At 70.4% G+C, this 22,134-nt stretch carries 17 protein-coding genes and 1 tRNA gene; 14 read left to right on the top strand and 4 right to left on the bottom strand.

Features of this window, described 5'->3' with window-relative positions; genetic code table 11:
- Positions 1-554: 554 nt before the first annotated feature.
- Positions 555-1,649, top strand: coding sequence for a substrate-binding domain-containing protein (locus tag FED44_RS32875; RefSeq protein ID WP_208759301.1), 1,095 nt, complete (start codon positions 555-557; stop codon positions 1,647-1,649).
- Here the strand turns inward: FED44_RS32875 and FED44_RS32870 are convergent.
- Positions 1,609-3,561 carry a DUF2264 domain-containing protein gene (locus FED44_RS32870; RefSeq protein ID WP_111697846.1) on the bottom strand — a complete coding sequence of 651 codons (1,953 nt, stop codon included), beginning with the start codon at positions 3,559-3,561 and terminating at the stop codon, positions 1,609-1,611. The genes FED44_RS32875 and FED44_RS32870 overlap by 41 nt on opposite strands.
- Before the next feature lie 241 nt (positions 3,562-3,802).
- On the opposite strand from FED44_RS32870, the gene FED44_RS32865 reads away from it, so the two are divergent.
- The 6 genes from FED44_RS32865 to FED44_RS32840 all read left to right on the top strand — a co-directional run bounded on the left by FED44_RS32865 (position 3,803) and on the right by FED44_RS32840 (position 9,592).
- Positions 3,803-4,819, top strand: coding sequence for a hydroxyacid dehydrogenase (locus FED44_RS32865; protein WP_244302463.1), 1,017 nt, complete (start codon positions 3,803-3,805; stop codon positions 4,817-4,819).
- Positions 4,820-4,846: 27 nt separating this feature from the next.
- A complete protein-coding gene (locus FED44_RS32860) occupies positions 4,847-6,148 on the top strand; it encodes an ABC transporter substrate-binding protein (RefSeq protein WP_138463101.1) in 1,302 nt (433 codons plus the stop codon).
- Between the two features lie 77 nt (positions 6,149-6,225).
- Positions 6,226-7,146, top strand: a complete 921-nt coding sequence (locus FED44_RS32855) for a carbohydrate ABC transporter permease (protein ID WP_138463100.1) — start codon at positions 6,226-6,228, stop codon at positions 7,144-7,146.
- Entirely contained in the window at positions 7,143-8,039 is an 897-nt protein-coding gene (locus tag FED44_RS32850) for a carbohydrate ABC transporter permease (RefSeq protein ID WP_111697843.1), read from the top strand. The genes FED44_RS32855 and FED44_RS32850 overlap by 4 nt, the downstream gene beginning before the upstream one ends.
- Positions 8,039-8,758 (top strand): hypothetical protein, encoded by a 720-nt coding sequence (locus FED44_RS32845; protein ID WP_138463099.1) that lies wholly within the window; start codon positions 8,039-8,041, stop codon positions 8,756-8,758. Before FED44_RS32850 ends, FED44_RS32845 begins: the two co-directional genes overlap by 1 nt.
- Entirely contained in the window at positions 8,759-9,592 is an 834-nt protein-coding gene (locus FED44_RS32840; RefSeq protein ID WP_208759300.1) for a sugar phosphate isomerase/epimerase family protein, read from the top strand.
- On the opposite strand, the gene FED44_RS32835 is transcribed toward FED44_RS32840, so the two are convergent.
- Positions 9,532-10,620, bottom strand: coding sequence for a LacI family DNA-binding transcriptional regulator (locus FED44_RS32835; RefSeq protein ID WP_138463098.1), 1,089 nt, complete (start codon positions 10,618-10,620; stop codon positions 9,532-9,534). The two genes, FED44_RS32840 and FED44_RS32835, sit on opposite strands and share 61 nt — an antisense overlap.
- 156 nt (positions 10,621-10,776) lie before the next feature.
- Here FED44_RS32835 and FED44_RS32830 point away from each other — a divergent pair, with 156 nt between their 5' ends.
- From FED44_RS32830 to FED44_RS32820, 3 genes are read left to right on the top strand one after another with little or no spacing between them, the layout of a single operon-like run.
- The gene (locus tag FED44_RS32830; protein WP_138463097.1) at positions 10,777-11,922 is read left to right on the top strand and encodes a Gfo/Idh/MocA family protein; all 1,146 of its coding nucleotides are present in this window, start codon (positions 10,777-10,779) and stop codon (positions 11,920-11,922) included.
- The gene (locus FED44_RS32825; RefSeq protein WP_138463096.1) at positions 11,919-13,073 is read left to right on the top strand and encodes a dihydrodipicolinate synthase family protein; all 1,155 of its coding nucleotides are present in this window, start codon (positions 11,919-11,921) and stop codon (positions 13,071-13,073) included. Before FED44_RS32830 ends, FED44_RS32825 begins: the two co-directional genes overlap by 4 nt.
- The gene (locus FED44_RS32820; protein WP_138463095.1) at positions 13,070-13,927 is read left to right on the top strand and encodes a sugar phosphate isomerase/epimerase family protein; all 858 of its coding nucleotides are present in this window, start codon (positions 13,070-13,072) and stop codon (positions 13,925-13,927) included. The genes FED44_RS32825 and FED44_RS32820 overlap by 4 nt, the downstream gene beginning before the upstream one ends.
- Before the next feature lie 116 nt (positions 13,928-14,043).
- Here FED44_RS32820 and FED44_RS32815 read toward each other — a convergent pair.
- Positions 14,044-14,129, bottom strand: a tRNA-Leu gene (locus FED44_RS32815).
- A 219-nt stretch (positions 14,130-14,348) separates the two neighbouring features.
- Between FED44_RS32815 and FED44_RS32810 the strand changes: the two genes are divergently transcribed.
- From FED44_RS32810 to FED44_RS37845, 3 genes are all read left to right on the top strand, one after another.
- On the top strand, positions 14,349-15,644 hold the full coding sequence (locus tag FED44_RS32810) for a M20/M25/M40 family metallo-hydrolase (RefSeq protein WP_111697837.1): 1,296 nt from the start codon (positions 14,349-14,351) through the stop codon (positions 15,642-15,644).
- A gap of 109 nt (positions 15,645-15,753) precedes the next feature.
- Positions 15,754-16,389, top strand: coding sequence for a hypothetical protein (locus FED44_RS32805; protein WP_244302462.1), 636 nt, complete (start codon positions 15,754-15,756; stop codon positions 16,387-16,389).
- Between the two features lie 208 nt (positions 16,390-16,597).
- Positions 16,598-18,649 carry a chaplin family protein gene (locus FED44_RS37845; protein WP_138463094.1) on the top strand — a complete coding sequence of 684 codons (2,052 nt, stop codon included), beginning with the start codon at positions 16,598-16,600 and terminating at the stop codon, positions 18,647-18,649.
- Positions 18,650-18,882: 233 nt separating this feature from the next.
- On the opposite strand, the gene FED44_RS32795 is transcribed toward FED44_RS37845, so the two are convergent.
- Positions 18,883-19,074 carry a DUF5703 family protein gene (locus tag FED44_RS32795; protein WP_220499497.1) on the bottom strand — a complete coding sequence of 64 codons (192 nt, stop codon included), beginning with the start codon at positions 19,072-19,074 and terminating at the stop codon, positions 18,883-18,885.
- A gap of 293 nt (positions 19,075-19,367) precedes the next feature.
- Between FED44_RS32795 and topA the strand changes: the two genes are divergently transcribed.
- Entirely contained in the window at positions 19,368-22,079 is a 2,712-nt protein-coding gene (gene topA / locus FED44_RS32790; protein WP_138463093.1) for a type I DNA topoisomerase, read from the top strand.
- The last annotated feature ends 55 nt before the right edge of the window (positions 22,080-22,134 follow it).

Raw genomic sequence — 22,134 nt, 5'->3', positions numbered from 1 at the left:
GCCGGTGATCGGCCCGGAGGCGGGCGGTCGGCAGTTCTCAGTCAGCGGCAACATCCACCGCCGCGAGTCGATCACAAGGGTCTGTGGAGGAAGGTGTTAGCGTTAACACAGAGTGTCCGGACGGCTCCTCCCCCGGGTCTGGGTGGTGGTGGGTGGGAGCAAACATGAGGCCGTGATGATCTGTCAATCCCGGGATTAGACACGGACGGATGTGGGGCGTCTGCCGGGCGTCTCCGCCGCGTCGCCGTCGGGCAGCACTGAAAGTTTCACGGCACACTCGCATCATCTTTGATCACATTCGATCGCTACACTGCTCTCCAAGCGACAAGGAGGACGATGGCAGGCACCGCGAACAGCTCTGGCGAGCAGATGGCGGACCACACGCGTCCCGCTGCTCGACGTCCGATGCTCTCGGCTGTGTGGGGTGGAAGCCTGACCCGGCCGGCGCCGATCCCGCCGAAGACGGCACAGGGAGTCATCCACGTGCGGGTGGAGGTTGGCGAATGACGGTGTCCGGCCCAGCCGCACCGCTTCCGGATGAGCGGCGGGCACAAGTGATCGCGCTGCTTCGGAGACGCGGTGTCCTGCGGGTCACCGAGTTGGCGTCGGAGCTCGATGTCTCGGCCATCACCGTTCGTCGTGACATCGCCCGCCTTGCGTCCCAGGGGCTGATCCGGCGCGTCCGTGGCGGGGCTGCCCTTCCAGGCGCGACCATGGCAGCTGACGCACTGATCAGTCAGATACCCGAGGTCTCAGCCTCTCCCGAGGCGATGCCGGAGGCCGCCGGCGACGCCGGAACCCGGGCCACGGTCGGGATGGTGGTGCCGTCGCTGGACTACTACTGGCCCGACGTCATCCGCGGGGTGCGCGAGGCCGCGGCCGCCTCCGGCACGCGCGTCGTCCTGCGGGGCGCGACCTACCAGGCCGCCGACGAGCGGCGTCAGCTCTCCTGGCTCGTCGACTCGGTAGGAGTGGACGGCCTCCTGGTGGCTCCGACCACCACGGGGGAGGACGGGGAGGAACTGGTGCGCTGGCTGCAGTCCGCCGACGTGCCCGTGGTCCTCGTCGAGCGCGCCGCCGCCGTGGGGCCCTACCGGGAGGCCATGGAGTCCGTCGTGAGCGACCACGCGTTCGGGGCCGCCATGGCCGTACGGCACCTGGCCGGGCTGGGGCACCGGCGTATCGGCGTGGTCACCACAATGGACAGCCCGACGAGTCCGCATGTGCGGCGCGGTTGGCGACAGGCCTGCGAGGAGCTTGGCCTCGGGCTTGACGACGCGGTGGATGCCAACACGGTCGACCGCAGAGACCCCGAGTGGCCGCATGCGCTGAACGACCTGCTCGACCGGTGCAGCGCTTCCAGGACGACCGCGCTGCTCGTCCATTCCGACCCGGAGGCCATCTCCCTGGTGGAATCCTGTCAGGAACGCGGCATACGGATACCGAAGGATCTTGCCGTCGTCGCGTACGACGACGAGGTGGCTGAACTCTGCGACCCTCCGCTGACCGCGGTCCGTCCGCCCAAGTCGGCCGTCGGGCATGCGGCTTTCGGGCTCCTCTCGGCGCGCTTGGCGGATGACGATGCGCACCGTCCCAGGCACCGTGTCGTCATAGAACCCCGCCTGGTCGTCCGCTCGTCCTCATTGTGAGGTGGGCTTCCAGCCTGTCGACATTGCCATCCGGCCAGGTGACGACCGCCGCGGAGCTGTCCCAGCACACGGCCGGCGGCTCCCCCGGTTTCCGCCCGCCGAGGAAGATCGCCGCGTCGTACCAGGTGTGGGGTCGAGCCGGTCCAGTCGTGGCGCTCCACGGGATGAGTATCCGGGCCGCGAGTGGCGAGGCGTCCTCGGCGGATACCACGCCGGACGCGTCCAGCCCTTCCCCACCTACGATCCGCGAGTGTGCGGTGCCGTTCGACACGGTGGCCGTGGCCGCCAGGGCCGTTCCCGCCCCTGGCAGTGGCCATCCGCCGACGCGGAGCGCGCCCTGCTCGCCCCCCGCCGCGGACACCTGGATCAGGCGTATCTCCCAAGGACCACGCACGACTGAGATCGTGTGAATCCATGGGCCGAGGCGCACCCGTCCGGCCCGTCCGTATCCGTGGTCGGGGCTTGTTCGATCGGGCTCGATCCAGTGCGCCTGCCATTGGGACGCGCCGACGAGCGTCCCGGTGGGCAGCCGATCGATGGCAAGGGTCTCGAATCCGGTGCGGTGGCTGGGTTCACCGCTGCCCGTGAGGATCACCACCGACTGGTCCAGCGGGTGGCCGGCGTGCTCACCGGCGAGTACGGGCGAGGTGGCCGTCGAATATCCGAGGCGTGCATACAGCGGGGAGTCGGTCAGGGCGGATCCCGGGTGGGAGTGGTCGGTGCCGTGGTTGGTCACCCGTACGACGCCGTCCGCGCGCGTTCCGCTGACGAGCCATCCGGGCGAGGAGACGATGAGGTGGTAGTCGTGGGACTCGACCGGCAGGGGCTCCTCGACCGCCGTCCAGACCGGGTGATCGGCGGGGAGGGACAGCCCGAGGAAACCCTTGGCCGCCCAGTACGGTGACCCGGGTCCGGAATAGGACTGGGCGATCGGCCGCCACGGCCCGTGCCAGCCCAGCGTCAGCAGGCCCTCCTCGTCGGGGGCCCCGTGGTCGGCGAAATGCCGGGCGATACCGGAGGCGGCGCGGCGCAGGACACCCGGCGCGGGCGTCGCGACGCCCGCGCGCGCGCCCAGCCAGAACTGGGTCGCCGCGGCGAACCGGTAGGTGAGACTGCGGCCCTGGATGAGCGGCGAGCCGTCGGCGCCGACGAGATGGACGGCGTCCTGCAGGTAGCGCTCGAGCCGGTTCAGGTAGACCGGCCGTCGCGCGTCCGCCTCGGGGTCTCCGGCGGCCATCTCGGTCCAGATGAGCGGGTAGAAGTGCAACGCCCATCCGACGTAGTGGTCGTAGGCGCGCTCCGCGCCGTCGGCGTACCAGCCATGCTCTCGTGCGAAGCGGTCCGTCAGCGCGAGGCCCGCCTCGATGTCCCCGCGTTCGAAGGGGCCGCCGACGGAGGCGAGGAACTGCTCGACGACGATCTGGAACCAGATCCAGTTGATCGGCGGATAGTGCGCGCCGATCGCCGGCGCGAGGTAGTCCACCACCCGCTCCTGCACCCTCGGTGTCAGGCGGGCCCACAACCACGGCCGCGTCAGGTGGAGGACCAAGGCGATCGACGCGGCCTCGACCTTGGCCTGGTCGTGTTCGTCCAGGCGCACCCAGCGGTCGGGCGAATCAGGGTCGGTGCCCGCGGCCAGGCCCTCGGCGTACCACTCCATGAGGTTCAGCGGGTCGCGCCCGCCTTCTCCGGCCACCCTGAATCCGGCGGCCAGGAATGTGCGGGCGAAGCCCTCCAGCGCGTCGACGTCCGGTCCGTACCCTCCAGGTGCGCCGGGGAAGCTGATCCGGGCATGAGAGGCCGAGGCGTATCGGCGGGCCGACAGCAGGACGCGGTCGGCGAGTGCCGCCCAGTGCGCCCGGGTCCACCCGGTGAAGGGGGAGAGCTTCAGGTCATTGAGCTCGCGCAACATCCGCATGTCCTTCCCCGGCTGTCGAATGCGACGCCATCCACATCTGTGATGTCCACGCAACCCGAACCCGACGCGATGGTGGCATCCGGGCCTGGCAGGGTCAACACTGCGCGCTGAAGTAGCCACCATCTGATCAATAACGATCGAGCATTCTGATCGCTAGTGATTGCAAGGCATTGACGTGATTGAACCGAGTGGACATGATCGGCCTACCGGTAAGCGCTTTCCGGAAGGATCGTGAGTGACGGACGGACGACGGCCGCAGGCCCTGCTGGTCATGGACCCCGCGCACTTCACCGTGCAGTTCCAGGAGCCACAGCTGCGCCGGTTGCGCACCCTGGTCGAGCTCGGCGATCCGGTGGCGACCGGTGACCTCGACACGACGCGCGTACGGCGCCGGCTGCGTGAGGTCGAGGTGCTCGTGACCTCGTGGGGCTGTCCGCCGCTGACGGCCGAGCGGCTGTCCGATGCGCCCCGGCTGCGGGCGATCTTCCACTGTGCGGGCACGGTGCGCAGCTTCGTCACCGACGAGGTCTGGCGCCGCGAGATCCTGGTCACCAATGCCGCAGACGAGAACGCCATCCCGGTCGCCGAGTTCACCCTCGCGGCGATCATTTTCGCCGGCAAGAAGGTGCCGTTCCTCGCACAGGACGCGCGCGTACATCGGCAGGACTGGTCGTATGCCGAGCGTCGCGGAGAGCTGTCCAACCGTGGGCGGACGATCGGCGTCGTCGGCTTCTCCCGAGTGGGGCGCCGGGTGGTCGAGCGGCTGCGCAGTCTGGAGGTCGACGTGCTCGTCGCGGACCCCTACGCGGACGCGGCGCGGGTGAGCGCTGCCGGCGCCCGTCTGGTCCGGCTGCCCGAGCTGCTGCCGCGCTCCGACGTGCTCACGCTCCACGTGCCCGCGCTTCCGTCCACCCGCCACCTCATCGGGGCCGCCGAGCTGGCTCAGCTGCCGGACGGGGCCACTGTGATCAACACGGCGCGTGGTGCGGTCCTGGACACCACGGCTCTGGAGCGCGAGTGCTCCCGGGGGCGCCTCGACGCGATCCTCGACGTGACCGACCCGGAGCCGCTCCCGGCGACCTCACCTCTGTACGACCTGCCCAACGTCATGATCACACCCCACGTCGCCGGTTCCCTCGGATCAGAGACCCGGCGCATGAGCGAGAGCGCCCTCAGCGAGCTCGAGCGCTACCTGTCCGGTCAACCGCCCCGCGCGATCGTGACCGCAGACGAATTCAAGGTCAGTGCCTGACCCCGGCGCAGGAAGGAAACCGGATAGATGATCGCTTCAAACTCGGCGGGAAGGGCCCAGGGGCGACCCCGCTTCATTGGATACACAGGAGTCGCGGTCGTACTCGCGCTGGCGGTGACCGCGTGCGGAGGCGGTTCCGGCGAGAAGACGAGCGACGGGAACGTCACCCTGACCGTCTCCGTGTGGAACCTCGCCAAGACCCCCGAGTTCACGGCGCTGTTCGACGCCTTCCAGCGGGCGAACCCCGGCATCAAGATCAAACCGGTGGACATCCTCGCCGACGACTACGCCGACAAGGTCACGACCATGCTGGCGGGCGGCGACGAGACCGACGTCATCACGATGAAGAACGTCACGGACTACTCGCGTTACTCCAGCCGCGGGCAGCTCCTGGAGATCACCGACGTGGTCAGGTCGACCGACACCTCGAAGCTGGCCGGCCTGCCCGCGTTCAACGTGAAGGACAAGTACTACGCGCTGCCGTTCCGGCAGGACTTCTGGCTGCTGTACTACAACAAGAAGTACTTCGAGAAGGCGGGCGTCACGATGCCCCCCCAGCTGACCTGGGACGAGTACGCCAAGCTCGCCCGGAGCCTCACGCACGACGAGGGGGGTAAGAAGGTCTACGGCACCTACCATCACACCTGGCGGTCGGTGGTGCAGGCCATCTCCGCCGCGCAGACCGGCGGCGACCAGCTCAGCGGTGACTACTCCTTCTTCAGGGACCAGTACGAGATGGCCCTCGGGCTGCAGAAGGACGGCGCGACCCTCGACTTCGGCACGGCGAAGGCACAGAAGTCCGACTACCGCCCGATCTTCGAGAGCGGCGCCACGGCGATGTTGCCGATGGGCACCTGGTACATCTCCGGCATCCTTGGGCAGAAGCAGAAGGGCGCCACGGACGTCGACTGGGCCCTGGCGCCGATGCCACAGCGGCAGGGTGCCACCGGCATAACGACGTTCGGCTCGCCGACCGCCTTCGCGGTGAACAAGCGGGCGGCACACGCGGACGTGGCCAAGAAGTTCGTGCAGTTCGCGGCGGGCCAGGCCGGCGCCGAGGCGGTCAGCAAGGTGGGCGTGGTACCGGCGTTGCAGACCCCCGAAATCACCCAGGCGTACTTCTCGAATGCGGGGATGCCCACCGACGAGTTGTCCAAGAAGGCCTTCCAGCCCGACAAGGTCGTGCTGGAGATGCCCGTCAGTGAGCACACCTCCGACGTCGACACGATCCTCAACGAGGAACACGAGCTCATCATGGTCGGCGACAAGTCGATCGACGAGGGCATCCGCTCGATGGGTGACCGCGTGAAGAGCGAAGTGCTCAACTAGGGAACGGTGGCGGGTTCCGGAGGCACTGAGAGCCCGCCACATCTCCGTGAAAGAGCAGGAGGTCACGAAGGACGGCTATGGCTCATGCAATAACCCGATCGGCGTCCGAAAGTCCGCCTCGGAGGCGACCCGCCTGGCACCGCATCCTCATCGGATGGAGCTTCATCCTTCCGAACTTCCTCGGCTTCGCGCTGTTCACCCTGATCCCGATGCTCGCGGCGTTCGTGCTGGCGTTCCTGAAATGGGACTCCTACAACACGCCCGAGTGGGTGGGGCTGGAGAACTTCCGGCGGCTGCTGCGTGACGAGAACTTCTACGTCGCGCTCCGCAACACCCTTTACTACGCCGTCGGCCACATCCCGCTCACGCTGGTGGCGGCGCTCGGCCTGGCGGTCGCGCTCGACCGCAAGCTCCGCGGAGTGCAGTTCTTCCGCACTGCGGCGTTCTTCCCGTACATCACCTCTCTGGTCGCGGTGGCCGTCGTGTGGAACATGTTGTTCAACCCGACCGCCGGACCGGTCAACCAGCTCCTCCACGCGCTCGGCGTCGACGACCCGCCCCGATGGGTGGCCAGCACCGACTGGGCGATGCCCGCCGTGATCGTCACGAGCGTGTGGCGGGACATGGGCTACTACATGGTGCTCTTCCTCGCCGGTCTGCAGACGATCCCCAAGGAGTACTACGAGGCCGCCCGGGTGGACGGCGCCGGCGCATGGCAGCGTTTCTGGAGAATCACCCTGCCGTGCCTGCGCCCCACGACGTTCTTCGTCGTCGTCATGCTGACGATCCAGAGCTTCAAGGTGCTCGACCTCATCGTGGTCATGACCGACGGCGGGCCCGGACGCAGCACGCTGGTCCTGGCCCAGCTCGTCTACCGGGAGGGGATCACCGAGGGGCGGTTCGGCTACTCCTCGGCCATCGCCCTGGTGCTCTTCGTCATCGTGCTCGCCGTGACCGTTGTCCAGTTCCGCCTCAACGAACGGAGCAGCACCCGATGACCGCGCTGCCCGATGCTCCCCCGGCCGTCGCCCCGCCCCGGCCACCCGGCCGATCCGCGAGCCCCCGTTCCCGGGGACCGCGTCTGGTCCGGACGGCGCTGGCGTACGTGTGCCTCCTCACGGTGGCCCTGCTCGTGCTGGTGCCGTTCGCGTCGATGGTGTCGTCCTCGCTCAAGCGAAACAACGAGGTTCTCACCGTTCCCGTCGAGTGGGTCCCGCGGGAGTTCCGCTGGTCGAACTTCGTCGAGATCTGGGACCGGATCCCGATGACGACCTACCTGGGCAACTCGGTCTTCCTGTCGGGCGCCATCACCCTCCTGCAGCTTCTGACAGGCAGCTTTGCCGCCTACGGGTTCTCCAAGGTGCGCTTTCCCGGCAGGGACGCGTTGTTCCTGGCCTACATCGCCACCATCGCGGTGCCGTGGCAGGCGTACATGGTGCCGCAGTACATCATGATGCAGCGCGCGGAGCTGACGAACACCTACTGGTCGATCATCCTGCTTCAGGCGTTCGGCGCGTTCGGCGTCTTTCTCATGCGGCAGTACTACATGTCGATCCCGGACGACCTGTGCGAGGCCGCACGCATCGACGGCCTGAGCGAGTACGGCATCTACTGGCGCATCATGCTGCCGCTGTCCAAACCGGCGCTCGCCAGCCTCGCCCTGCTCACGTTCGTGAACACGTGGAACGACTACATGGGGCCGTTCATCTACCTGACGAGTAACGAGCTGTGGACCGTCCAGCTCGGCCTGCGCTCGTTCGTCGGCCAGTACGACACCGAGTACGCGATGATCATGACAGGCGCCGTGCTGTCGGTGCTGCCGATCGTGGTCCTCTTCCTGATCGGGCAGCGGTACTTCATCCGCGGCATCGCGACGAGCGGACTCAAGTGATGAGCCCTCACGGCGCCGCGAGAGCGCCGCGCCTGCTCAGACCGGCCCGGCAGGAGACGTACGAGAGACTGTTCTCCACCGTCTACGTCGGGCTCATGACCAACGTCCTGCTCGCCTTGACGTGCGCGCCGCTCCTCGCCGCGCTCGCGATCGTGAGGGACCCGATCGCGTCGTGGCCCTTCTTCGCCGTGCTGTCGTTGCCGTGCGGGCCGGCGCTGGCCGGGGCGTTCGGATGCTTCGCCGGGCTGGGAGAGGGATCGACGGACGTGCTGCGCGTATTCCGGTGCTCGTACCGGCGGGCGGCGTCGCGGGCGCTCCTCGTCTGGGCGGGCGGCGTCGCGGCCGTGAGCGTGCTGGTCGTCGACGTGGCCGCCGTCGCGCCCACGACCTGGGGACCGGCACTGGTCCCGTTCTTCGTCACGATGTCGGCGCTGGTGATGACGGTGGTCTTCACGCTGGTGGTGCTGCTGGCCGACGCGTCAGGGCCGGTGCGGCTGCGCCCTCTCGTGCTGCCCTGTCTCTATCTCGTGGCGCGGCGCTGGTACCTGACCGCTCTCAGCATCGCCGTGCTCGGCCTGGCCGTGGCCGTCATCCTGCTGAAGCCGATGACAGGCCTTCTCCTGGTGTGCTCTCCGCTTCTGTACGTCGCCTGGGCCACCATGCGGTTCGTCGTCGCCCCGCTCCTCTCCCCGGCAGCTGCGCATCGTCAGGAGGCCTGATTGGTCACGAACAGCGCGCCGCCGCGGCTTCTGACGGCGGGGATGTGCAGCGTCACCTATCGGCCGCTTCCCCCCGAGCGGATCATCGCACTTGCCCGGCGGGCCGGGCTGGAGCACATCGAATGGGGTCAGGACGCCCATGTGCGGCTGGGCGACGAGGCAGGAGCCGCCCGCCTGGGCGAGGCGACGAGAGCGGCGGGCCTGTCGGTCTCGGCCCTGGGCTCGTACTACCGGGCGGGCGTTCCCGCCGATCCGGAGGAGGCCGAGCGCCTGTGGCGGCAGGTGCTTGCCGCCGCCCGCGCGCTGGGCGCACCCCGCGTCAGGGTCTGGGCGGGCGACCTGGCCTCCGCGTCCTCCGGCCCGGCGGATCGCCGCAGAACGCTCGACCGCCTGAAGCGGTGCGTGGACAGCGCGGGAGACATCGTGGTCGCCACCGAGTTCCACGCCGGCACGCTCACCGACGAGGTCGCATCCGCGCTGTCGATGCTGGACGAGGTTCCCGGGTTGCGGACCTACTGGCAGCCGCCGAACGGCATGCCCGACGACGAGGCGCTGGCGGGACTGCGGACCGTGCTGGACCACGTGGACGCGGTGCACGTCTTCAGCTGGTGGCCCACCTCCGAGGATCGCCTCCCGCTCGACCACCGCGCGGCTCTGTGGCGGGCGGTCTTGGGCGTGCTGGCGTCGACCGGCAGGAGGATCGACGCTTCCCTCGAGTTCGTCCCCGGCGACGACCCGGGCATGCTGACCGGCGAGGCGGCCACCCTGCGCCGCTACGTGGACGAGGCCGGTCCCGTGGGGAGCGGTTCCGCGGCCCCCACAGGGGCCGGATGAGCGGGCCGGACACCCGGTGTGCTCTCCCGCAGGACCACCTCGCCCACGATGCGCTGGTACCGCGGGCGGCCGGAAGGCTCCCGCAGAACCATCTCCAGCGCCGTCTCGCCGATCTCGACAAGGGGAAGGCGCACAGTTGTCAGCGCCGGGATGACGTCCCGCAGCGTGGTGATGTCGTCGAATCCGGCGACGGCCACGGTCCGCTCAAGCCCGAGCGTCCGCAGGGCGGCGATGGCGCCCACCGCCATCACGTCGTTGACCGCGAACACGCACTCCACGCTGCGCCCTCGTGCGAGCAGTTCCAGCATGGCCGCGTGCCCGCCGTCCCTGGTGAACTCCCCGTGCACCACGGCGTCACGCGACAGGGCGACCCCCGCCTTCCTCAGGCCCTCCGCGAAGCCGGCGAGCCGATCCACCGCGGTGAGCAGGCCACGGGGGCCGGCGAGCACACCGAACGAGCGGTAGCCGAGGCCCGTGAGGCGGGTCGCGAGGTCACGCGCGCCGGAGCGGTTGGCGACGACCAGCGTGTCGACGGGCAGGCGTCGCTGGCCGATCAGAACGGCCCTGCCGCCCGAGCGTTCGAAGGCGTCGACCTCGGCGCCGAGCCGGGCGAGCGCGTCGCGGTCGTCCGTACGCGACCCGGCGATGACGATCGCGGCCGCCCGCATGCGCCGCAGCGCGGCGACGTACTCGATCTCCTTGTCCGGCCGTCGCCCCGCACTGGCGATGCAGACCATCAGGCCGTTGGCCTCGGCCACCCGCATCGCCCCGGCGGCTATCGAGGAGAAGTAGGGGTCCTCGATGTCCTGCACGACGAGCCCGACCACGTCGGTGCGTCCGCGGGCCACCGCCTGGGCCTGCGCGTTGGCCGCGTAGTCGAGGTCCCGCGCCGCCTGCTCCACACGCTCGCGGATCTCCGGACGGACCTTCCGAGCGCTGCCGTTGATGGCCCGTGACGCCGTGGCGAGCGACACCCCGGCCCGCCTGGCCACGTCCTCCAGTGTCACCGCGCCGCGCTTCGCACCCATGGTCCTCATCTTCGCCTGCCTGCGGTCGTGTTCCGAACCGCGGACTCCGGTTGACGTCCCCGCGGCCCTCGCCGTACGGTCCAACGTGTTGGAAAGCGCTTTCCGTAGTCTAGGAAAGCGTTTTCCACGTCAGATTCCGCAGATGGAGGAGGACGGATGGACACCCTCGGCGTCGTAATGAACGGGGTGACCGGACGGATGGGCTACCGCCAGCATCTGGTCAGGTCGGTCCTCGCGATCAACGAGCAGGGCGGGGTCGAGCTGTCGGACGGGCGACGGGTGACGCTCAGGCCGGTGCTCGTGGGGCGTAGCGCGGCGAAGCTGGAGGCCATCGCGGCCCGGCACGGCATCCCTGACTGGACGACCGACCTGGGCGCGGCTCTCGCCGACGACCGCAACGCGGTGTACTTCGACGCACAGATCACGAACGCCAGGATCGGAGCCGTCACGCGGGCCATCGAGGCGGGCAAGCACGTCTACACGGAGAAGCCCACGGCGGAGAACCTCGACGACGCGGTCGCCCTGGCGCGGGCGGCGCGCGAGGCGGGGGTGAAGAACGGCGTGGTCGCCGACAAACTGTTCCTGCCGGGGCTGTTGAAGCTGCGGCGGCTGATCGACGGCGGCTTCTTCGGCCGGATCCTGTCGGTGCGCGGGGAGTTCGGATACTGGGTGTTCGAGGGCGACTGGCAGCCGGCCCAGCGGCCCTCCTGGAACTACCGGGCCGAGGACGGCGGCGGCATCGTGCTGGACATGTTCCCTCATTGGGCGTACGTGCTGGAGAACCTGTTCGGCCGCATCGAGGCGGTGACCGCGCGGGCGGTGACGCACGTCGAGGAGCGGGTGGACGAGCACGGCCGGCCCTACAAGGTGACCGCCGACGACGCCGCCTATGCGATCTTCGAGCTGGCCGGCGGGGTGGTCGCCCAGATCAACTCCTCCTGGGCGGTGCGGGTGAACCGCGACGAGCTGGTCGAGTTCCAGGTGGACGGCACCCACGGCAGCGCCGTGGCCGGGCTGCGCCGCTGTCGCGTACAGCACCGGTCGGCCACTCCGATGCCGGTGTGGAACCCCGACCTGCCGGTGACCGAGCCGTTCCGGGAGCAATGGCAGGAGGTGCCGGACAACGCGGAGTTCGGCAACGGTTTCAAGACGCAGTGGGAGATGTTCGTGCGCCATGTCGTGGAGGACGCCCCGTTCCCGTACGACCTCGCCTCCGGCGCCCGGGGGGTGCAGCTCGCGGGGCTGGGCCTGCGCTCCTCGGCGGAGGGCGTGCGCGTCGAGGTGCCCGGGGCGGGGGCATGACCGCCGTCACACTGCCCGGACCGGATCGCCGGCTGGACACCTACCGGATGCGTGAGCCGGTCGCCTGGGCCCCGCCGCCGTCACCGCCCACCAGTCGAGTCGTGTACGCCGCCGCGCACGTGGTGGCCGACCCGTTCGCCGATCACGCGCCCGGTTCGCGTACGGCCCTCGACTGGGACGCGACCCTGCGCTTCCGCCGCCACCTGTGGTCGTACGGGCTGCGGGTGGCCGACGCGATGGACACCGCCCAGCGCAACATGGGCCTGGATTGGACGGCCACAACCGAACTGATCCGGCGCAGCGCCGCGGAGGCCCGGAATTTCGGCGACCCGGCCGACCTGCTGGGCTGCGGCGCCGGCACCGACCACCTGCCCCAAGCGGCCACTCTGGAGGAGGTCGTGGCCGGCTACCTGGAGCAGATGGAGACGGTCCAGGACGCGGGTGCCCGGGTCATCGTCATGGCCAGCAGGCAACTCGCCCGCCTCGCCCGCGGCCCCGAGGATTACCACAAGATCTACGGCAGGCTGCTCGGCCAGGCCGACCGGCCGGTGATCCTGCACTGGCTGGGCGAGATGTTCGACCCCGCGCTGGCCGGATACTGGGGGTCGCGCGATCTTCCGGCCGCCACGGAGGCGTTCCTGGCGCTCGTCCACGACCATGCCGCCCGCGTGGACGGGGTGAAGGTGTCACTGCTCGACGCCGAACACGAGGTGCGCCTGCGCGAACGGCTCCCGGCCGGGGTGCGGCTCTACACCGGCGACGACTTCAACTACCCGGAGCTGATCGCGGGTGGTAGCCACGCACTGCTGGGGATCTTCGACCCGATCGCGCCCGCCGCGGCGGCCGCCCTGCAGGCGCTCGACGCCGGAGACCGTGAACGGTTCGAGACCGTTCTCGCCCCGACCGTGCCACTCGCCCGGAAGATCTTCGAAACCCCGACCTACCACTACAAGACCGGCATCGTCCTGCTGGCCTGGCTGGCGGGGCACCAGGACGCCTTCGTGATGGTGAACGGCGCGCACAGCGCCCGGTCGATCCTCCACCTGGCCGAGGTGTTCCGCCTCGCCGACCAGGCCGGGCTCCTGCCCGACCCCGACCTGGCCGCCGCACGCATGCGCCATCTGCTCAACACCGCGGGAGTGACGCAATGACGGCGATCGAGCGGCTCTCGCTCAACCAGTGGACGACCCGGCGCTGGTCGGTGCGCGAAGCCGTCGACGGCTGCGTACGTCATGAGATCCCCGCCATCGGGTTGTGGCGGGAGGCCGTGGCCGAGCATGGCCTGGCGGAGACCGCGACGCTGGTCACAGACGCGGGGCTGCGCGTCTCCTCGTTGTGCCGGGGCGGCTTCCTGACCGGCCCCGACCGCGGTCTCGACGACAACCGCGCGGCGATCGACGAGGCCGCCGCCCTCGGCGCCGCCTGCCTGGTGCTCGTGGTCGGCGGCCTGCCCGGAATGGCACCCGGCGGCGCGCGCGGACCCGGCTTCAGCCGGGATCTCGCCGACGCCCGGGCTCGCGTGGCCGACGCACTCACCGCCCTGGTCCCCTACGCCGCCGAGCGCGGCGTACGGCTCGCGCTCGAGCCGCTGCACCCCATGTACTGTGCCGACCGCGCGGTGCTGTCCACCCTCGCCCAGGCGCTCGACCTGGCGGAGCCGTACCCGACCGCGCAGGTGGGGGTGGTGGTCGACACCTTCCACCTCTGGTGGGATCCCGAGGTGCTGACGCAGATCGAGCGGGCCGGTGACCGGATCGCGAGCTACCAGGTGAGCGACTTCCTCGTGCCGCTCCCCGCCGACACGCTGCTCGGTCGCGGCATGATGGGCGACGGTGTGATCGACTTCCACTCACTCACCGCCGGTGTCGAGGCCGCGGGCTACCGCGGTGACATCGAAGTCGAGATCTTCAACGCCGACATCTGGACCGCCGACCCCGATCACGTGTTGTCCACGATGAAGCGACGGTTCGCGCGGTACGTCAGCGGATGTGTTGAGAGCGGATGACGGCGGGTCGGGGGCTTCCGATCCATGATCGGAATCAGGCCGAACATGACGTATGCGCTAGGCCGGAATGTGAAAGCCCCGGACCTGTGACCCGCACAGGACCGGGGCTCATTCTGTGTCCGAGGGGGGACTTGAACCCCCATGCCCATCACTGGGCACTAGCACCTCAAGCTAGCGCGTCTGCCTATTCCGCCACCCGGACGTGGTGCCTCACGCGGGATCGTCATCCCGCGTCGGCTGATACAGGTTAGCACTCTCTCCGCCCTGCTTCATACCGGGAATCAGCCCCTCCGAACGGCGTGCGGCGGCCCGGGGGTGAAGGACACGCCTGTACGGCGGCAGGATGGAGGCGCGAGCCGTACGACGTGACAGACACGGGCGGGTCCGGCCCCTGGGCGACCGTCCGGTAGGAGGAGGCGCAATGACCCCACGCTTCGGGGAGGACGAGGTCGTCGAGCTGTGCCGCGACCTGATCCGGATCGATTCGGTGAACGCGGGGGACAACACGGGCCCCGGGGAACGCGAGGCCGCGGAGTACGTGGCCGGAAAGCTGGCGGAGGTCGGCCTGGAACCGCGGATCCTGGAGTCCGACAAGGGCCGGGCGAACGTGGTCGCCCGGGTGGAGGGCGCCGACCCGAGCCGGGATGCCCTCCTCCTGCACGGTCATCTGGACGTCGTGCCCTTCGACGCCGCCGACTGGACGCACCACCCGCTCAGCGGCGAGGTCGCCGACGGCTGTGTCTGGGGCCGCGGGGCCGTGGACATGAAGGACATGGACGCGATGATCCTCGCCGTCGTACGGCGGCGGCTGAGCGAGGGACGCAGGCCGCCGAGGGACGTCGTCCTCGTCTTCACCGCTGACGAGGAGGCCGGCGGCCACTACGGCGCCCAGTGGCTGGCGGGCAGGCACCCGGAGCTGTTCGAGGGCTGCACCGAGGCCGTCGGCGAGGTCGGCGGCTTCAGCGTGACCACGGAAAAGGGGCGGCTGTACCTGATCGAGGCGGCGGAGAAGGGCATCGCCTGGATGCGCCTGACCGCCAAGGGCAGAGCCGGGCACGGCTCGATGCTCAACGACGACAACGCCGTGACCGAGCTCGCCGAGGCGGTCGGCCGGATCGGCCGCCACAAGTGGCCGGTGCGGCTCACGCCGACCGTGCAGGCGTTCTTCGAGGAGGTCTTCGGCACCGAGGTCAGGGCCGAGGACGCGGAGGCGGCGGTGGCCACGCTCGGCCCGCTCGCCCGCATGATCGGCGCGACGCTCAAGAACACGACCAACCCGACCATGCTCCAGGCCGGCTACAAGGCGAACGTCATCCCCCAGGCCGCGACCGCGCACGTGGACGGCAGGTTCCTGCCCGGGTACGAGGACGAGTTCTTCCAGACCGTGGACGAGCTGCTCGGGCCCAACGTGACACGGGAGTTCGTCTACCACGACGTCGCGGTCGAGACGCCCTTCAAGGGCCCGCTCGTCAAGGCCATGGCCGACGCGCTGCACGAGGAGGACCCGGGTTCGCGGGTGGTGCCGTACACGCTGAGCGGCGGCACCGACCTCAAGGCCTTCAGCCGCCTCGGCATCAGCGGGTACGGCTTCGCGCCGCTGCGGCTTCCCGAGGACTTGGACTTCTCCGGGATGTTCCATGGCATCGACGAGCGGGTTCCGGTGGATTCGCTCCAGTTTGGCGTCCGGGTCCTTGACCGTTTCCTCGAATACTGCTGAGAAAGCTGTTGCGATCACGTGCCGTGCCGCTACAGTGACTCTCCGTTGAGGGTTGATCCGCTCCGGGTCGAGTCGGCCGGATGTCGGCTCAGCGGTATGGGGAGGTCGCGTGACGAGCACGTCGCAGGAGCAGTGGGGGGCGTCTTCGCCCTTCGCCGTTCCCGGCGTGCCCGTCACGTCTCCCGGCCGCCACGAGCGGAGCCGGATGGCGCGGTTCGCGGCCGGCTCCCGATCGGGCCGCCTGCTGGTCGTCGGCGGGCTGATCGCCGCCGCATGGCTGCTCGGTGTGCTTCTCGGCGTCTTCGGTACGGCGACCTCCGCCGCCGGGGCCGCACCCTCACCTGACGCCGCCGGGTCGGTTCTTCCTGACCGTCTCTCCGGTCCGGACCTCGGCCTGCCGCCCTCGCCGGGCGCCGCAGGCGTGGCGAGGTCTCACGGGAAGAGTGCCGACGGTTTCCCCACGGCGGCTGACGACACCTCGGTGAACGCCGAGGCGATGGCGGGGCGCACGGTCGACGGGCTGACCAGCCAGTCGAAGCCCATGCTCCCTCCGCCGTCCACCGCGGACCACGCGCCCGCAGACCAGGGCCTGGTCCCGCAGACAAGCGGTGGAAGCATCCTGTTCGGGGATGTCGCGCGGCCTGTGTTCGAGCCGCGTCTCACCACCCTGCCCGCCCCACTGGCGGCGGTTGTTCCCCCGGTGGTCCGCACAGCGGCGGACGACCCGTCTTTCTCTCCTGACTGATCCCGCCTTCGCGCCGGTCCGCCTCGGTACGGCGACCGGTGCCACCGTCTGCCCTGACCTGTGGTGCCCAGGCGGCAGGCTCCCGCGCGGGTGACGCGGAATCTCCCATCCTCGTGACCGTCCACCGCTCCGCTGTGCTCATTCGGCGTGGACAGAAGTCGCGAGCTGTCAGGTAACCCCCTAAGAAGAACCACTAGGAGCATTCATCATGCGAACGTGGGCGAAGGGCTCGGCCTCCGCGGCGTTTCTCGCCGTCGGCGTCATGGCCCTCGGCAGCGGTACGGCTTTCGCCGACACCGACGGCAGCCACTCGGTCCTCGGCGGCAACCAGGTCGACATCCCGGTGACCCTGCCGATCGACATCAGCGGCAACGCGGTGGCGGTCGCGGGAGAGTCCCATGGCTCGTCCCTGGGCGGCGCGGCCGTACAGGGCGCGGGCCAGGGCGCCGGGCGCAACCGCACCTCCGGCGCGGGGAGCGTCCTCGGCGGCAACCAGGTGGTCGCGCCGATCACCGCCCCGATCGACGTCTGCGGCAACGCGGTCGCCGTCCTCGGCGAGTCCGGAGCGGGCTGCCGCGGCGGTGCGGCCGTCAAGGGTCCGGGTCGCCGCGGCGGCGCGGGCGGCAACGTCACCAGCGGCACGCACAGCGTCGGCGGCGGCAACCAGGTGGTCGCGCCGATCACCGCGCCGATCAACCTGTGCGGCAACTCCATCGCCATCTTCGGCGATGCCACGGCGGGGTGCCGCGGCGGCGCCTACGTGGGTGGCGCCGGTCCGGCCGTCCGCGCCGGCGGCAACCGCACCAGCGGCCGCTCCTCGGTCCTCGGCGGCAACCAGGTGGTCGCGCCGATCACCGTGCCGGTCAACGTCTGCGGCAACTCCGTCGCCGTCCTGGGCGACGCGTTCTCGGGCTGCCGCGGCGGCTCGTTTGTGGGCGGCCCCGGAGGTCACGGCGGTCACGGTGGGTACGGCCACGGCGGTCACCACCGGCCCCGTCCCGGTTCGGGTGGTCACGACACCGACGGGCGCTACTCCGTGGGTGGCGGCACCCAGGTGGTCGCGCCGATCACCGCACCGGTCGAGGTGTGCGGCAACGGCTCGGGCAGCTGCCACGGCGGGTCCAGGCCGGGTCACGGCGGTCACGGCGGTCACGGGGGTCACGGCGGCTGGTCCGGCGGTTCGGGCGGTAACGTCACCAACGGCACGCACAGCGTCGGCGGCGGCAACCAGGTGGTCGCGCCGATCACCGTGCCGGTCAACGTCTGCGGCAACGCCATCGCGGTCATCGGCGACGCCTTCGCGGGCTGCCGCGGCGGCGCGAGCGTGATCGGCGGCGGGCACGGCGGCCGCTGGGGCGCCGGCGGCAACGTCACCTCCGGCCGTTCCTCGATCCTGGGCGGCAACCAGGTGGTCGCGCCGATCACGGCGCCGGTCAACGTCTGCGGCAACGCCGTCGCCGCGCTCGGCAAGGCCCACGCGGGCTGCCGGGGCGGGGCCGCGGTGGTCGGCGGCGGCGCCGGTGCGGGCGGCAACGTGACCTCCGGTCGCCACGGGATTGTCGCGGGCAACCAGGTGGTCGCGCCGATCGCAGCGCCGGTCAACGTCTGCGGCAACGCCGTCGCCGTGCTGGGCGACGCCGCCGCGGGCTGCCTGGGCGGGGCCAAGGTGGGCGGCTGGGGTCCCCACGGCTACCGGCCGCACCCGCAGCACAGGGCCGCGCGCGGCTCCATGGTGCCCGCCACGCCCGCCATGCCGGTGCTGTCGGGCGCCCACACCATGCAGCCGATGAGCGCCCCCGCAGCGCCCTCGGGGCCGGTGATCGGCAACCTGCCGAACATGCTCGGCCTGCCGGAGACGCCGGGTCTGCCGGCCGCCCCGCCCGTCCCGGCGGGCAAGGGCGTGAAGGGCGTGGCCCCCGTCGGCAACCCCGCCGCCGTCGTGTCCAAGGCCACCGGCGCGCTGCCGGCCGCGGGCTCGCTCGACGACACGGCCCGCACGCTGCCCGCCCAGCGGACGCTGGACGACGCCACCGCCTCGCTGCCCGTGGCCGACGCCACGCGGAACCTGCCGACCGGCGACCTCGGCAAGACCACCGAGGTGCTCCCGCTGGGCAAGCTCGGTCTCATGAGCGCCGAGCAGCCCGTCGGGCTGACCGGCATGAACGCCGGCTCGTTCGCCGCACTGGTCCTCGGTGCCATGTTCGCCGTCTCGGCGAGCCTGTTCGCCGTCACCCGCCGCTTCCGCTTCGGCCGCAGGTAGCCGGACGGCCGGGCGCGTGAAGAACGACGCGCCCGGCTGAGGACGCGAGGGATATCACGCTCGCGCCGGGCACGGCGGCGGCGAACCAGCCGCTCGTCGTACGGGCCCGGCGCGGGCCACCAGGACGCCGCCTCCCGGCCAGTGGAGGAGGGCATCGACGCTTTGCCCGTTCCGGGGGCGCGGCCCGGGGCGGGCAAAGCTCTTTTTGACCGTGGCGTCGCCGCCTCCGCGGCTCACATCGTCCGAGCGGCCCGTATGATCTTCCGACGCAGCCGGACGCGCCTGCTGCCGTCGGGATACAGGCGCAGCCGCTCCAATTCCCAGTCTCCGTGCTCGGCATGCTCCGTCAGCATCTGTCGCGCCACCTCCCGAGGGGTGCCACGCGGCAGATACAGGTCCAGGTAGGAGTAGTCGAGCACAGCCATTGGTCTCCGGGGCGTGCTAGGGAACTCGATGGGCTCTATTCTGCGTCCTCGTGGATAACAGCGCCAGGCGAGTTACATTCCCGGACAGAACCGGGTAGCCCGAGGGGGAGGAACGTGCGGCGGCAGGTACCTTCAAAGCGGTGCCTCCACGGCGCCCGGTGGGGGTAGGCACCCCCGTCCCGGGCGGCGAGGGTGTCAGTGAGCCGGGGCGCACGAAACCCGGAAACACGTGAAACACCCGGAAACTCCCGGATACACGGGGAACGACAGCGGACAGCGAGGTAGGAAGCAGCGTGCCAGCCAACAACGGCAACGCCGGCGGAACCCGCCTGGTGATCGTGGAATCGCCCGCGAAGGCGAAGACGATCGCCGGGTACCTCGGGCGCGGCTACATCGTCGAGTCGAGCATCGGCCACATCCGTGATCTCCCGGAGAAGGCCGACGACATCCCGGAGAAGTACAAGAGCGAGGCCTGGGCCCGCCTCGGGGTGAACGTCGACCACGAGTTCGAGCCGCTCTATGTCGTCAACCCCGACAAGAAGGCACAGGTCTCCAAGCTCAAGCAGCTGCTCAAGGAGGCCGACGAGCTCTACCTCGCCACCGACGAGGACCGGGAGGGCGAGGCCATCGCCTGGCACCTGCGCGAGGTGCTGAAGCCCAAGATCCCGGTGCATCGCATGGTGTTCCACGAGATCACCCCGCACGCGATCAGGGACGCGGTGTCCAACCCCCGCGACCTCAACCTCCGCCTGGTCGACGCCCAGGAGACCCGGCGCATCCTCGACCGCCTGTACGGCTACGAGGTCAGTCCTGTCCTGTGGAAGAAGGTCAAGCCGCGGCTGTCGGCCGGGCGCGTGCAGTCGGTCGCCACCCGCCTGGTCGTGGAGCGCGAGCGGGAGCGGATGGCGTTCACCGCGGCCGCCTACTGGGACCTCCAGGCGCTGTTCGACACCGGCCGGGCCGGGGACGACCCCCGGACCTTCTCCGCCACCCTGACCGGGGTGAACGGCAGGCGCGTGGCCCAGGGCCGCGACTTCGCCTCCACCGGCCGGCTCAAGAGCCCGGACATCCTGCACCTCGACGAGGCCGCCGCGACCGCCCTCGCCGGACGGCTCGCCGGCGCCTCGTACGCGGTGCGTTCGGTGGAGCGCAAGCCGTACACGCGTAAGCCGTACGCGCCGTTCCGGACGACCACCCTGCAGCAGGAGGCGAGCCGCAAGCTGGGCTTCTCCGCGAAGTACACGATGCAGGTGGCCCAGCGGCTGTACGAGAACGGCTTCATCACCTACATGCGTACCGACAGCATCACGCTGTCGGAGACCGCCGTCGCCGCGGCCCGCAGCCAGGCGATCAAGCTGTACGGCGCGGCGTACGTGCCGGACAAGCCGCGCGTCTACACCAGCAAGGTCAAGAACGCCCAGGAGGCGCACGAGGCGATCCGGCCGTCGGGGGAGGAGTTCCGCACGCCGGGCGAGACCGGGCTCGCCGGGGACATGTTCCGGCTCTACGAGCTGATCTGGCAGCGTACGGTCGCCTCCCAGATGAAGGACGCGGTCGGCGAGTCGGTGTCGGTCAAGGTCGCCGGCACGTCCGGCGCGGGCGGCGACGGCTCCGCCGGGACGGCCGCGGACCCGGTGGAGGTCGAGTTCAGCGCCACCGGCCGGACGATCACGTTCCACGGCTTCCTGCGGGCGTACGTCGAAGGCGCCGACGATCCCGCGACCGACCGGGACGACTCGGAGAAGCGCCTGCCCACGCTGACCGAGGGTGACCGGCTCACCGCGGCCGAACTGACCGCGCTCGGGCACTCGACCAAGCCGCCCGCGCGGTACACCGAGGCGTCGCTGGTCAAGGAGCTGGAGGACCGCGAGATCGGCCGGCCGTCGACGTACGCGTCGATCATCGGAACGATCCTGGACCGGGGCTACGTGTTCAAGAAGGGCACGGCCCTGGTGCCGTCGTTCCTCGCGTTCGCCGTGGTCAACCTGCTGGAGCAGCACTTCGGCAACCTGGTCGACTACGACTTCACGGCCGAGATGGAGAAGGTCCTCGACGACATCGCCAACGACCGCGCCGAGCGGGTGCCCGAACTGCGCAGGTTCTACTTCGGCGCCGGGGACGGCGACGAGGGCCTGAAGGAGATGGTCACCGACCTCGGGGAGATCGACGCCAAGGAGATCAGCTCGTTCCCGATCAAGGGGACGGACATCGTGATCAGGGTGGGCCGCTACGGGCCGTACCTCGACCGCGACGGCGCCCGGGTGAACATCCCCGAGGACATGGCGCCCGACGACCTGACCGCGGAGAAGGCCGAGGAGCTGTTCTCGCGCCCGAGCGGCGACCGCGATCTCGGCGTCGACCCGGCCACCGGCCGGAGGATCGTCGCCAAGGACGGCCGGTTCGGCCCGTACGTCACGGAGATCCTGCCCGAGGAGCCGGCGCCGGCGGACGGCAGGAAGCGGACGAAGAAGGCCGACGCCCCCAAGCCGCGCACCAGCTCGCTGTTCAAGACGATGGACCTGGACACGATCACGCTGGAGCAGGCGCTGATGCTGCTCCAGTTGCCGCGTGTGGTGGGCGCGATCGACGGCGAGGAGGTCACGGCGCAGAACGGCAAGTTCGGGCCGTACATCAAGAAGGGCACAGACTCGCGGTCGCTCGCGTCCGAGGAGGACCTGCTCACGGTCACGATCGAGCAGGCCAAGGAGTTGTTCGCCCAGCCGAAGCCGCGGGGACGCGGCCGTGCCGCCGCCGCTCCGCCGCTGCGGGAGCTGGGCGAGGACCCGAACTCCAAGAAGCCGGTGGTGGTGAAGGAGGGCCGCTTCGGCCCGTACGTCACCGACGGCGAGACCAACGCGTCGCTGCGCAAGGGCGACACGGTCGAGGAGATCACGCTGGAGCGGGCGGCGGAGCTGCTGGCCGACCGGCGGGAGCGGGCGCCCGCCCCCAAGCGGACCACCACCCGGGCCAGGACCACCACGAAGAAGCCCGCCGCCAAGTCCTGACCGCGTGACCCCGGTGGCGGCCCGGTGGCGGCACGGCCGCCACCGGGGTGCGGCG

Source organism: Microbispora triticiradicis (assembly GCF_005864065.1).
Taxonomy (GTDB): Bacteria; Actinomycetota; Actinomycetes; order Streptosporangiales; family Streptosporangiaceae; genus Microbispora; species Microbispora triticiradicis.
This window is presented reverse-complemented; position numbering and strand designations above follow the sequence as displayed.